Origin of the sequence: Streptomyces sp. NPDC059718, assembly GCF_042733315.1 — a bacterium.
Classification (GTDB): Bacteria; Actinomycetota; Actinomycetes; order Streptomycetales; family Streptomycetaceae; genus Actinacidiphila.
The window spans coordinates 1-13,282 of record NZ_JBHWGA010000058.1 but is presented as its reverse complement, the minus strand read 5'-3'; the positions used below and the strand labels follow the sequence as shown (position 1 = coordinate 13,282).

The window sequence follows — 13,282 nt, the reverse complement described above, 5'->3', positions numbered from 1 at the left end:
CCCTCCGGGGGCACCGTTCCGCATGCGGTGCCCCTTGCGGCCGTTTGTTGTCTGCGGGTTGTTCGCGCCTGCGGGCGGCTGCGCCGGGCTGCCCGTGTGTTTGTGCGCGGGTGCGTTGCGCCTGCGGCGGGCGGTTTCCCCGCCGCCCGCCCTCCCCCAGCCTTCGGCCGGGGGGACCCCCACAGCGCTCGCGGTTTACCCCCACGTCATTGGGCGCCGGGTTCGCCGCTCGTCTCCCCCAGCCTTCGGCCGGGGGGACCCCCATGGGCGCACCCCGCCACACCCCCTCCGGCTGTGTGGGCGCATGACGGCCGGTGGGGGTGAGTGGGGCACTTGCGGCGACCCCGAACCGCCTCGTGACCCCCACCCCCACGGACGTCAGTGCGCGAGACAACTGGAGGGGGTGTGGCGGGGTGCCCCCGCAGGCGACGAGCGGTGGGCGCGGTGCCGGATGATGTGGGGCAGCGCCGCGAGCGCCGAGGTGGGGGTCCCCCCGGCCGAAGGCTGGGGGCGTGCCCCGGCGCGGCACCGACCTCACAACGACCGCGCGAGGCGGTCACTGACCGCGCCGGGCAATCGGGAGGGTGGGTGGGGGACAGCCCGCCGCAGGCGCAACGGACCCGCACACAGCCACCGGGCCGCACCACGACCCCCGGTCCGCGAAGCACAACGCACCCGCACAGGGAAACGGCTTCGCCTCGCAGAGCCCGCACCGTAAGAATGGCCCCGTGCGGTACCTGATCCTCGGCGCCACGGAGGCGCGCAGCCCCACCGGCGCGCCCGTGCCCCTGGGCAGCGGCAAGCGGCTGCGGGCCCTGCTCGCCGCACTCGCGCTGCACGCCCCGCACGCGGTGTCCACGGACGCCCTGATCGCCGAGGTGTGGGGCGGTGAGGGCGACGAGCCGCCCCAGGACGCCTCCGGCGCACTGCAGGCGCTCGTGTCGAGGCTGCGCCGCGCCCTCGGGTCCCAGGACAACACGATCGCCTCGGGCCCCGCCGGCTACCGCCTGGTCACGGCCACCCCGGACGACGTCGACTTGCACCTCTTCGAGCGCCTGGTACGCGAAGGCAGTGCCGCCCTCGACGCCGGTGACCCCGACGCCGCCGCGGAGACCCTGGAGGCCGCGCTCGCGCTGTGGCGCGGTCCCGCGCTGGCGGACCTGCCCGACCGGGGTTCCGCCGCCGCCCGGGCGGAGGACCTGCGGCTGACCGCGACGTACCGCCGCATCGAGGCGTGCCTGGCGCTCGGCCGCGGCGGCGAACTGCTGCCGCAGTTGCGCGGGCTGGTCGCCGAGCACCCGCTGCACGAGCCGTTCCGGGCGCAGTTGATACGGGCGCTGCATGCGACGGGCCGCTCCGCCGACGCCCTGGCAGCGTACGAGGACACCCGCCTGGCCCTCGCCGATCGCCTCGGCACCGACCCGGGCACCGAACTCAAGTCCCTGCACGCCCGATTGCTCGCCGCCGAACCGCAACCGCCGACCCCGACGGCCGCCCCTACCGGCCCGCCCCGTACCGGAAACCTGCGGGCCCGCCTCACCAGCTTCGTCGGCCGCGAGGCCGAACTGGGCGTGCTGCGCGCGAGCCTGACCGACGGCAGGCACCGCCTGGTGACGCTGACCGGCCCCGGGGGTTCCGGCAAGACGCGGCTGTCGCAGGAGGCCGCGGCCGCGGTGGCCGGGGCCTCCGCGTACCCGGACGGGGTGTGGCTGGCGGAGTTCGCCCCGCTGGACCGCCCCGCCGCCGTGCCGGACGCCGTGCTGAGCGCGATCGGACGCCGTGACACGGCCGTGCTGGCCGCCGCCCGCGAGGTGCGCAGCGCGGGCCAGGAGGCCGACCCGGCAGCCCGGCTCCTGGAGCACTGCGCGCAGCGCCGCATGCTGCTGGTGCTCGACAACTGCGAGCACGTCATCGATGCCGCGGCCGCCCTCACCGACCAGTTGCTCGCCGCCTGCCCCGGTGTGACCGTGCTCGCCACGAGCCGCGAGCCGCTGGGTCTGCAGGGCGAGACGGTGCGCCCGGTCGAGCCGCTGCCGTTGCCGACCGCGCACCGGCTGTTCGTGGAGCGGGCGGCGGCCGTGCGCCCCGGGTTCGACGCGGACCACGACCACGCGGCGGCGGTGGACGAGATCTGCCGCCGCCTGGATGGGCTGCCGCTGGCCATCGAGCTGGCCGCCGCGCGGCTGCGGGTGCTCACGCCGCGGCAGATCGCGGCCCGCCTCGACGACCGCTTCCGGCTGCTGACCGGCGGCAGCCGCACCGCGCTGCCCCGCCAGCAGACGCTGCGCGCGGTCGTCGACTGGAGCTGGGACCTGCTCGGCGAGGCGGAACGCACGACGCTGCGCCGGCTGAGCGTCTTCGCCGGCGGCTGCACGCTGCAGGCGGCGGAGGCCGTTTGCGGGGAGGAGGCGCTGGAGCTGGTCGGCCAGCTCGTGGACAAGTCCCTGGTCGTGGTCGACCACGGCGCGGAGGAGGTGCGCTACCGGCTGCTGGAGACGATCCACGAGTACGCCGCCGAGCGCGCCGCCGGTGATCCCGCCGACCTGGCGGAGGCGGCCCGCCGGCACACCGCGTACTTCGCGGACTTCGCCCGCACCGCGGACTCCGGCCTGCGCGGCCCCGAGCAGTTGGTCTGGGCGGCCCGTGTGGAGGCGGACCTGGACAACGTACGGGCCGTGCTGCGCCGGACGATCGACGCTGGGGACGAGGCCGAGGGGATCGAACTGGCCCTGGCCATGGGCTGGTTCTGGTGGCTGCGCAACTTCCGCGACGAGGCGCGGGAGTGGCTCGCCCGGCTCATCGGGCTCGCCGAACTCCCCGACGATCCCGGCGCCCCGGGCTTCTGGTCGCGCATGAACCTGCGGCTGCTCCACCTCTTCGTGGTCAGCGACACCATGCCCCGCGAGGAGATGCAGAGCCAGGAGATGCTGGCGCTGGCCTCGCGGATCGTCGAGGTGTACAGCGTTCCGGGCCCGCACTCGGCGCGCTTCCCCGGCATGCTGTGGCCGTTCTGCGACTACGTCGTGGGCCGCCACGAGGCGATCCGGGAGCACGCGGACACGATGGTGACCACCTGCCGCGCGTACGGCGGCACATGGGAACTGGCGGCGGCACTGATGTTCCGTACGCACATCACGATCGACCTCCCCGGCGGGCTCCCCCGGGCCGACGCGGACTGGCCGGAGCTGCTGGAACTCAGCGAACGGCTCGGCGACCGCTGGATGCGCGCCCAGGTCTGCGAGGCGGGGGCCGAGATGGCGCTGGCGTACGGCGACTACGCGGCGGCGCGGGCGGACCTGGAGGAGGCCCTGCGGCTCGGCGGTGAACTGGGCGCGCACGTGGAGGGCATCTTCGTCCGGTCCCGCATGGGTGAGGTGGCCCACCGGGAGGGCGACGACGCCCGCGCCGAGGAGCTGCTGCGCCGGGCCGCCGAGGAGGCCGAGCAGTACGGGGTGTGGGACGCCCGCGCCTACATCCGTGCGCTGCTGGCGACGATCGTGCTGCGCCGGGGCGAGCTCCGGGAGGCCCGGGAGCTGGTCGACCTCGCGCACGGCGAGGGCCGTATGGGCACGCCCCCACCGGACTTCGAGCTGCTCGTTGCGAGCCTTTCCGCCCGGGTGGCCGCCGCCGAGGGCGACACGGCGGGCGCCCTGGCCGGGCTCGCGGAGGCACTGCGCGCGGGACTCGACGGCTTCTGCGCCGAACCGCGTCTGGCGGCGGTGGCCGAGTACGCCGCCGAGGTGCTGGTGACCCTCGGCGATCCCGTACGGGCCGCCCGGCTGCACGGTGCGGCGGACGGCCTGCGCGCGGGCCTGCCGCGCCCCGTCCCGGAGGAGGCGGGGGTGCGCGCGGCGGAGGCGGCGGCCCGCGCGGCCCTGGGGGACGGGCCGTACGAGCGGGCCCGCACCGCGGGCCACGGGCTGGGCGGCGAGGGCGCCTACGCGCTGCTGGCCGAGGCGATCGCCTAGGGGAATGGCCGGGGACGGGCTCTTCGTTGCAGGCTTGAGGATTCAACTGACGGTTTCGGTGACGGAGAGAGCATGAAGGTCGAGATCTACAGCGACATCGCCTGTCCCTGGTGCTACGTCGGCAAGCGCCGCTTCGAGCGGGCGCTGGCCGCCTTCCCGCAGGCCGACCAGGTCGAGGTGGTCTACCGCCCCTTCCAGCTCGCCCCCGACAAGTCGGACACCCCCGAGCCCCACCGCGCCTACCTCGACGAGCGCTACGGCCCGCAGTCCGCGGCGATGGACGCCCGGGTGGCGGAGCTCGGCCGTGCCGAGGGCCTGGCCTTCGACTTCGACCGCGCCATCGAGAACAACACCCTGCTCGCCCACCGCCTGCTGTGGCACGCCCTGAACGCGTACGGCGCCAAGGAGCAGGCCGCGCTCAAGGACCGGCTGCTCGTGGCGCACTTCGCCGAGGGCGCCGACGTCGGCGACCGCGACGCCCTGGCCGCCCTCGCCGCCGAGGCCGGGCTGGACCGCGACCGCGCGGCCGCCTTCCTCGTCTCCGACGAGGGCCTCGCGGAGGTGCTCGCCGAGATCGACGACGCCCGCAGCATCGGTGTGAACGCCGTCCCGACCTTCGTCTTCGAGGGCAAGTGGGCCGTCCAGGGCGGCCAGGAGACCTCGACGTTCCTGCGTGTGCTGGAGCAGGTCGCCCAGGAGACCGGCGCCGTACCCGCCGCCCCCGCGGCGGACGCCTGCGCCGACGGCGCGTGCGAGGCCCCCGCCGGCTGAACCGGCGGGGACCGGCGGCACGCCTCAGTCGCAGGTGATCCGCGACACCGCCCAGTCCGCGACGTTCACCAGGTGGAACCTGCGCGTCGGCTCGACCGTCAGCCGGATGCCGGCGTTGCCGGCGATCGGCACGTGCACCGGCACCCCCGGGTCACCGCCGCGCAGCACCTCGGAGCGCCACAGCCGCCCGTGGTCGCCGTAGACCGAGAAGCGCGCCGCACCGAAGCCCAGTGCGACGTCGTCGATGCCGACGACGGCGTCGAAGGCGGTGCAGGAGCGGTTGAGGTCGATGGTGACGGTGGACGGCGCGCCGACCGTGACGCCGTCGGGGTAGCGCGTGCCGCCGATGCCGAGGCCCCAGCGCTGCCAGACCCAGTCGCCGAGGCGGATCGTGGGCCGGTCCGACCGGCCGAGGACGCCGTGCTCGAGCGCGCTCAGCCGGTAGACCGCCGGCTCGGGCGCCCGGGTCGGTGTCGGTGTGGGCGTGGGCGTGGGCTCGGGGGTACGGCTGGGGGACGGCGCCGGCGGCTCGCTGGGTGTGGGCGCCGGCTCCTCGGCGGGGCGCGCCGGAGGCGTCGGGGCCGGGGTGACGGCCCGTACGGGAGCCCGGACGGACGGCGTCGGGCTCGGCGCCGGGGAGCGCCGTGACGGCGAAGGGGTCGGTGTGGGGGACGGCGCCGGTACGACCGGCGCGGCCGAGGGCTTGCTCTCCGCCTGCGGCGGGGGTGTGCTGTCGTTCCCGGTCAGGGCGATCGCCACCACGGCACCGGCCGCCGCGAGCGCCAGCCCCGCGGCAACGGTGATCTTCACCGGTGCGGCGGCCCCTTCGGCGGCCGCCGCACCACCGGCACCCGCCGCCGCGCCACCGCCCGAAGCGCCGCCCGACGCTGCGGCGGCCGCGGCACCCGCGCCGGCACCGGCCACCGCACCGCCCGCGGCGATGCCCGCCGCCTTCGCCGCGTACGCCGCGCCGAACCAGCCGACGACCGCGACCGGCAGCAGCCCCTTGAGCGCCGCGTTCACGTCCGCCAGCTCCGCCGCCGCGAGGCGGCACTTGGCGCATTCCTCCAGGTGCTTGCGCAGCTCCCGGTCGGCCCGCATCCGCAGACCGCCGCGGGCGTGCGCGCCGAGCCGGTCCGCGTAGCGGGCACAGGCCCCCTCGGCGGTCAGCGAGGACGAGACGTGCGCCTGCAGGTAAGCCTGGCGCAGTCCCTCGCGGGCGCGGTGCGCGAGGACGGCCGTCGCGTTGGCCGTCAGGCCGAGCAACGGAGCGACCTTGCTGGGTGACTCCTCCTCGACCGCGGTGTGCCACAGCACCGCCTGCCAGCGCTCGGGGAGCGTACGGAAGGCCTGGATGGCCAGCGACCGTTCGGCCTCGTGCATGGCGCGCACGTCCGCACCCAGCTCCTGGGCACCCTCGCCCGCCGCGGCACCGGCCGACGTGACCGCGAACACGGCGAAGTCGTCGACCAGCTGCTCCCGTTTGGCGGTGCTGCCCCACGACGCGGCCACCCGCCGCACCGTGGTGAGCAGGTAGGCCCGCACCGCGGCGTCCGGGCCGCTGCCGCCGCGGATCGCCTGCAGCGTGCGGGCGAAGACCTCGCCGGTCAGGTCCTCCGCGGTGTGCCGGTCACGGCAGCAGCCCCGTGCGTAGCGCCGCACGGCCGCCACGTGCCGCCGGTACAGCTCCTCGTACGCGCTGTCGTCGCCGCCGCGCACACGGGCGACCAGGTCGGCGTCGGACAGCTGCGCCCCGGGGGTGTCCGTGGCCTCGGGGAGGCGCTCCGCGAGCGGATCCCGCTGCCCGGGTACGCGGCCGGACGGCGGGTCCCCACCGGAGTCCGCCCCCGCCTCCGCGGGCGGACCGGACTCCCCGTTTCCTTCATCCACGGGCGTAAGAGTGGCACACCCGTACCGTCCGACGAGCTGTCAAGCACCAGAACCACCCGTCCGGGGAGTTTCACCCCCCGGACGCGGGTCATCACCTGAACGGGTCAGCCTCACGCTCCCGGACGGGACCGCAGCCCCTCCAGCAGGATGTCCAGCAACCGGCCCGAGGCCGCCGCCTGTTGGGCGGGGTCCGGCAGTGACGGCGCCGAGGTGGCGATGACCAGCAGCACATCGGCCACCGACACGTCCGCGCGCAGTTCACCCGCCGCCCGCGCCCGCTCCACCAGCTGCCCGACGACGTCCAGCAGCGTGGCGACACCGGCGCCCGAGGCGACGTCCTCCCCCGCCCCGCGCTGCTGCGGCACGCGCGCCCCGTCCGGGGCGCCGGCCGGCTCCACGTGGAGCACCTGCGGCGGCAGCAGCCGCCCGGCGCCGGAGGCCACCGACGTCCGCAGGAAGCGGGACAGCGCCGACCAGGCCTCCTCCTCCTGGCCCAGGGCCGCGCGCGCCTGCTCCGTCAGGCGTGCCGTCTCCTCCTCGGCTATGCGCCGCACCAGCACGTCCTTGCTGGGGAAGCGCCGGTAGACGGTGCCGACGCCCACCCGGGCCCGCCGTGCCACGTCCTCCATCGGCGCGCCGTACCCCAGCTCGCCGAAGACCTCGCGGGCGGCGCGCAGGACGTGCTCGAGGTTGCGCTGCGCGTCCACGCGCAGCGGCGAGGTACGACTCCCGCCGACACCCCGTACGACCGTGTCCGGATGACCGCTGACGGTCGCGGTCATCGCCCATTGAGGGTCCTGGATATGCATATGTGTATCCCCCGGTTAATCGCGTCTCCCCCCGGAGACTCCCCACCCCATGATCGCCGGGAGACGGCGGACGACGCCGCACGGGCACCCCGGCCGGATACGAACATAGTTGAGCCCCGGTCAAGAATGAAGGGGGAGTCCACCCACGATCGGAGTACCGGCGCCGCCGATTCTCCGTTCCGGCACTTCACACCGGTCGGGAACCCGCCCGTGACCTGCCGGAGAACAGGATTCGGCCATTCATTGCCGTACGCCCTGTGGACAAACCCCGATGGCCCATTGCCTCATGGGACGATGGCAGCACTCAAGGGGCCGTCCGGTGCGGCAGAAGAATCCGGGATCCCACGCATCCTGGTCGTCGGCGGCGGTTATGTGGGCATGTACACCGCTTTGCGGCTGCAGCGCAGGCTGAAGGCCGACGAAGCGGAAATCGTCGTGGTCGAACCGCAGCCTTATATGACCTATCAGCCCTTCCTGCCCGAGGCGGCGGCCGGCTCCATCTCGCCGCGCCACGTCGTGGTGCCCCTGCGCCGGGTCCTGGACCGCTGCACGCTGGTCATCGGCGAGGCCCGCCGCATCGACCACGGCAAACGGGTCGCCACCCTCACCACCCTCGCCACCGAGGAGGAGGGCTCCGCCGCGCTGGAGCTGCCGTACGACCACCTGGTGCTGGCACCCGGCTCGGTCTCCCGCACCCTGCCGATCCCCGGCCTCGCCGAGCACGGCATCGGCTTCAAGACCGTCGAGGAGGCCATCGGGCTGCGCAACCACGTCCTGGAGCAGCTCGACATCGCCTCCTCCACGCGGGACGTCGAGGTCCGCGAGGCCGCCCTGACCTTCGTCTTCGTCGGCGCCGGCTACGCCGGCGTGGAGGCCCTCGGCGAGCTGGAGGACATGGCCCGCTACGCGGTGCGCTACTACCACAACGTCGAGGCCGACGACCTGAGGTGGATCCTGGTGGAGGCCACCGACCGCATCCTCCCCGAGGTCGGCGAGGAGATGGGCAGGTACGCCGTCCGCGAGCTGCGCGGCCGCAACGTCGACATCCGCCTGAACACCCGGCTGGAGTCCTGCGAGAACCGCATCGCCGCCCTCGACGACGGTTCCCGCCTCCCCACCCGCACCCTGGTGTGGACGGCCGGGGTCAAGCCGCACCCCGTGCTCTCCCGCACCGACCTGCCGCTCAACGGGCGTGGCCGGATCAAGTGCACCGCGGCCCTGCGGATCGCCGGCACCGAGGGCGCCTGGGCCGCGGGCGACGCCGCCGCCGTCCCGGACGTCACCTCCGACGACCCCGAGGCGCTCTGCGCGCCCAACGCCCAGCACGCCCTGCGCCAGGCCCGTGTCCTGGCCGACAACATCGTCGCGACCCTGCGCGGCGAGCCCTTGACCGACTACCGTCACGAGTACGCGGGCTCGGTCGCCTCACTCGGCCTCCACAAGGGCGTGGCACAGGTCTACGGGCGCAAACTCAAGGGCTACCCCGCCTGGTTCATGCACCGCGCGTACCACCTCAGCCGGATGCCCACCTTCAACCGCAAGGCGCGCATCCTGGCCGAATGGGTCCTGTCCGGGCTCTTCAAACGGGAGATCGTCTCGCTCGGCTCGCTGGAGAACCCCCGCGCCGAGTTCGAGCTCGCCGCGGAGACCGGCCGCAAGCCCGACGCGCCCTGACCGCCAGTGCGGATGCGGTGGCCGATTCCCCCGGAGCGGTGGGTCGGCCACACTGGACCCGTGACCAAGCGTGCGCCAGCACCTGCAAAGAGTGACAAATACGAGGAATCGGACGTTTGAACCTCACGCGTTGGAGCGCCCGGCTCCCCGGAACACAACGACGCAATGCCCAGGCGGCGGCCGCCGGTGCCGAACCCCCGTCCGGCGGAGCGGTCCCCGCGGCGCGCGGCGAGGCCGCCGAGCACCCCGACACGCCGGCGCACACCCTCGACGCGCTCCCCGTACGCGAGGTGCTGGGCCGGCTGCCCGCCCTCATCGCGGTTACGCACGGGCCCACGCACCACCTCGGGTACGTCAACGAGGCCTGGACCGAGGTCTTCGGACCCCGCACCGCAGGGGAACCCGCCCGCGAGTCCCTCCCCGAGCTCGCCGAGCTCGGTCTGCTCCCCCTGATGGACCAGGTCTTCCGCAGCGGCAAGCCCCGCACCGTCAAGGCCCGCAAGGTCGCCACCGCCACCCGGCAGGGCTACTTCACCCTCACCTGCAGCCCCGTCCCGGTGAAGGACGGCGGCGACACCGGCGGCGTCCTGGTCTTCGCCAACGACGTCACCGACCAGGTCCAGGCCGCCGAACGCCTCCGCGAGAGCGAGCGCCGCCTGCACGCGACCGCCGTCACCCTCCAGCGCAGCCTGCTCCCCCAGGAGCTCGAACAGCCCGACGACCTGCGCGTCGCCGCCACCTACCAGCCCGGCGGCACCGACGCCGCCGTCGGCGGCGACTGGTACGACGTCATCACCCTCGGCGCCGGCCGCACCGCCCTCGTCATCGGCGACGTCATGGGCCGCGGCGTGCGCGCCGCCGCCGTCATGGGGCAGCTGCGCACCGCCGTCCGCGCCTACGCCCGCCTCGACCTGCCCCCGCACGAGGTCATCCAGCTCCTCGACGGCCTCGCCGCCGAGATCGACGCCACCCAGATCGCCACCTGCGTCTACGCCGTCCACGACCCCAGCGAGGGACGGCTGTCGTACGCCTCCGCCGGCCACCTGCCGATCGTCGTCCGCGACGCCGACGGAACCGTCCGCCGCGCCGACGAACCCACCGGCCCGCCGCTGGGCACCGGCGGCTGGGTCCACACCTCCGGCTCCGTCCCCCTCGGGCCCGGTGCCACCGCCGTGCTCTACACCGACGGCCTCATCGAGCGCCGCGGCGAGGACATCGACGAGGGAGTCTCCGCCCTGATGAACGCCCTCGCCGGCGCCACCGGCAGCCCCCAGGTCATCTGCGACCGCCTGCTGCGCGCCCTCGGGGTCACCTCCGAGCACGCCGACGACGTCGCCGTGCTCGTCATGCAGTACCCGCAGCACGAGGGCAACGACTCCGAGCTGTTCCGCAACGCCTCCCTGGAACTGCTGGGCGGCATCGAGGCGGCCCCCCGCGCCCGCGCCTTCGCCCAGGGCGTGCTGACCTCGTGGCGCTTCCCCGTCGAACTCGTCGACCTCGGCGTCCTCGCCGCCAGCGAACTGGTCGCCAACTCGCTCCAGCACGGCGTCCCGCCCATGCGGCTGCGGCTGCGGCGCACCGACCGGCGACTGATCATCGAGGTCACCGACGGCGACGACCACCTGCCGCGCCGCCGCCGCGCCGAACCGGCCGACGAAGCCGGCCGGGGCATCTCCATCATCGCCACCATCGCCTCCGCCTGGGGATCCCGGCGGACCCCCGGCGGCGGCAAGGCGGTGTGGTGCGAGTTCGCGCTCCCCAGCTGAGGGAGGATCACGCCGCCAGCACGGGCTCGCGCAGCGGCGCGTCCTGCCCGACCGTGAGACGCCGGCCCAGCCGCACCGAGAGCACGCTGACCCCCAGCGAGCACGCGACCAGCATCACGATGTACTCGGCGTACATCCCGCCGCCCGCCATGAGCCCGCCGACCGCCGGCCCCACGGCCAGCGCCAACTGCTTCACCAGCGCGAACGCCGAGTTGTACTGGCCGACCATCCGCTCCGGCGCCATGTCCGCCACCAGCGGCGCGACCGTCGGCGACAGCATCGCCTCGCCGAGCCCGAACAGCGCGTACGTGCCGATCAGCATGGCCGTCGCGATCCCGTGCGCGGAGCCCGTGAGCCCCGCGAGACCGGCGACCACCCACGCCAGGGCCCACAGCAGACCGACCGCCGCGATCACCCGGCTGCGCCGCCGCCGCTCCACCGGGCGCAGGACGAGGAACTGCGCCACCACGATCGCCGCGGTGTTCGCCGCGAGGGCGACCCCCAGCGTCGCCGGCGACACCTTGGTCACCTCGACCGCGTACGCCGACAACCCCGACTCGAACTGCCCGTAGCAGGCGAAGAACAGCACCCCGCCCAGCACGCACAGCTGCACCATCGCCCGGTCGGCGAACAGCGCCCGCCAACCGCCGGCCGCCTTGTCCGTCGGCGCCGCCTCCATGCGCGCCGCCTTGGGGAGCCGCACGGAGGCCGCGACGACACCGAGGACCACGAACATCGCGGCCTCGATCGAGAACAGCAGCGTGAAGGAGCCCGGCCGCGAGGTGTCGACCAGCAGCCCGCCCAGCAGGCCGCCGACACCCAGTCCGAGGTTGTTCAGGAAGAACTGCGTCGCGAAGGCCCGCGACCGCGTCTTCGGCGTGGAGCACCACACGATGAGCGTGGCCAGCGCCGGCTGCATCACGGCGATGCCCGCGCCCATCACCGCGGACGCGGCGATCACCAGGGGCGCGCTCGAGGCGAGCCCGAAGCCCATCGAGCCCACCGCCGCCGCGAACGCACCGGCCAGCAGTACGGGCAGCGGGCCGCTCCGGTCGATCGCCCGACCGGTGAACGGCAGCACGGCGAGCGCGGCGACGGCGAACGCGGACAGCACGACACCCGCCGTGCCCGCTCCCAGTTCCCTCACCTGCGCCACGTAGACGAACAGGAACGGGACGGTGAAGCCGTTGCCGAACGCGCTCAGCGCGTTGCCCAGCTGGATCCGGCGCAGCGCGGCGCCCATCGCGGTGGTCACACTCACCCCTTAGGTCAGTAGTCCTCGAACTTGAAGACTTCAACTTTAAACTTCGAAGCTAAACAGTACATGCTGTAAGTCTTTAGGGCCAACGAGTTTCGTGGGACACTCCTGCCATGACGAGTGCAGCCGACGGCCCTGCCGGCACCCCGCAGGAGCTGGACCTCGATGAGCAGATCGCGATCTACCAGCGCGAATACCCCGAGGTGGACCCCCAGGTCGAGAAGATCGTCACGGCCCTGGGCAGGCTCAACCGCCGTATGAACGTGGGCTACAGCCGGCACCTGTCGGCCGTCGGCATCACCAGCGCCGAGTGGGAGGTCCTCAAGGCCCTTGTGGTCGTGGGCCGTCCGTACCGCCTCGGCCCCGGCGACCTGGCCAAGCGACTCGGACTCACCCCGGCCGCCATGACCCACCGCATCGACCGCATGGTGGCGGAGGGTCTGGTCACCCGGGAGCGTGACGAGAGCAACCGCGTCCGCGTCATCGTGGAGCTCACCGACCTCGGCCGCAGCAAGTGGCTGGAGACGATGCGCATGGCCTCCGTCTTCGAGGCGGACCTCCTCCAGGACCTCGCCCCCGACGAACGCAACGTCCTGGGCGACCTCCTGACCCGTCTCCTCCGCCGCGTCGAGACCGACCAGCCGGACGCCGGCGGCCGTCTGAGGGACCTGGACTGACCCGGCTGCCCCGGTTTGACAGACGTACGGGGGATCCGTAATGTTCTCCGAGTTGCCCGCCGGTGAACACCGACTCCGGTCGGTCCCCGGGCAGCCATTCCGCAGGATCCACCTCGATGAACGGCTTCGTGTCGTCTCGTTCGCGTGTGCGTTTTTCGGAATGAGGATCAACGGAATTGCTCGATTGGCATCGGGCGCCACTGATCCGCTAACGTTTCACCAGTCGGAACGGCCCAACAGCCGCGAGGACAAGCCCCGCTGACCGGGGATCAGGCCGGAAGCGGTCTGATAGAGTCGGAAAAGCCGAAAAGCGAAAGCCGGACGGCGAAACCCCCTCCAGAGGGTGGCAGAGAAGGAAATCGGATCTGCTAAGCTGGAGACAACGAAGGGAAAGCCCGGAGGGGCCGGTGAAACGGTCTCGAAGGAAGCTTCCGTTCCTTGAGAACTCAACAGCGTGCCAAAAGTCAAC

At 73.8% G+C, this 13,282-nt stretch carries 9 protein-coding genes; 5 read left to right on the top strand and 4 right to left on the bottom strand.

What is annotated here, in order from left to right:
* The first annotated feature begins 728 nt into the window (after nucleotides 1–728).
* Together ACFV3E_RS40025 and ACFV3E_RS40020 are read left to right on the top strand one after the other, a co-directional pair.
* On the top strand, nucleotides 729–3,968 hold the full coding sequence (locus ACFV3E_RS40025) for an AfsR/SARP family transcriptional regulator (protein WP_500540467.1): 3,240 nt from the start codon (nucleotides 729–731) through the stop codon (nucleotides 3,966–3,968).
* A gap of 72 nt (nucleotides 3,969–4,040) precedes the next feature.
* Nucleotides 4,041–4,739 carry a DsbA family oxidoreductase gene (locus ACFV3E_RS40020; RefSeq protein WP_500540465.1) on the top strand — a complete coding sequence of 233 codons (699 nt, stop codon included), beginning with the start codon at nucleotides 4,041–4,043 and terminating at the stop codon, nucleotides 4,737–4,739.
* A 24-nt stretch (nucleotides 4,740–4,763) separates the two neighbouring features.
* Here ACFV3E_RS40020 and ACFV3E_RS40015 read toward each other — a convergent pair whose 3' ends face one another.
* Nucleotides 4,764–6,629, bottom strand: a complete 1,866-nt coding sequence (locus ACFV3E_RS40015; RefSeq protein WP_500540463.1) for a sigma-70 family RNA polymerase sigma factor — start codon at nucleotides 6,627–6,629, stop codon at nucleotides 4,764–4,766.
* Nucleotides 6,630–6,739: 110 nt separating this feature from the next.
* On the bottom strand, nucleotides 6,740–7,438 hold the full coding sequence (locus tag ACFV3E_RS40010) for a TetR/AcrR family transcriptional regulator (protein ID WP_500540461.1): 699 nt from the start codon (nucleotides 7,436–7,438) through the stop codon (nucleotides 6,740–6,742).
* A 294-nt stretch (nucleotides 7,439–7,732) separates the two neighbouring features.
* Here ACFV3E_RS40010 and ACFV3E_RS40005 point away from each other — a divergent pair, with 294 nt between their 5' ends.
* Nucleotides 7,733–9,112, top strand: a complete 1,380-nt coding sequence (locus ACFV3E_RS40005; protein WP_500540459.1) for an NAD(P)/FAD-dependent oxidoreductase — start codon at nucleotides 7,733–7,735, stop codon at nucleotides 9,110–9,112.
* A gap of 116 nt (nucleotides 9,113–9,228) precedes the next feature.
* Nucleotides 9,229–10,878: an ATP-binding SpoIIE family protein phosphatase gene (locus ACFV3E_RS40000; protein WP_500540457.1), complete on the top strand. Its 1,650-nt coding sequence runs from the start codon at nucleotides 9,229–9,231 to the stop codon at nucleotides 10,876–10,878.
* Between the two features lie 7 nt (nucleotides 10,879–10,885).
* On the opposite strand, the gene ACFV3E_RS39995 is transcribed toward ACFV3E_RS40000, so the two are convergent.
* Entirely contained in the window at nucleotides 10,886–12,133 is a 1,248-nt protein-coding gene (locus ACFV3E_RS39995) for an MFS transporter (protein WP_500540455.1), read from the bottom strand.
* A gap of 116 nt (nucleotides 12,134–12,249) precedes the next feature.
* On the opposite strand from ACFV3E_RS39995, the gene ACFV3E_RS39990 reads away from it, so the two are divergent.
* A complete protein-coding gene (locus tag ACFV3E_RS39990) occupies nucleotides 12,250–12,813 on the top strand; it encodes a MarR family winged helix-turn-helix transcriptional regulator (RefSeq protein WP_500540453.1) in 564 nt (187 codons plus the stop codon).
* Nucleotides 12,814–13,029: 216 nt separating this feature from the next.
* Here ACFV3E_RS39990 and ACFV3E_RS39985 read toward each other — a convergent pair.
* Nucleotides 13,030–13,282 (bottom strand): hypothetical protein (locus ACFV3E_RS39985; protein WP_500540451.1); only part of this gene is annotated, 253 nt, incomplete at its 5' end.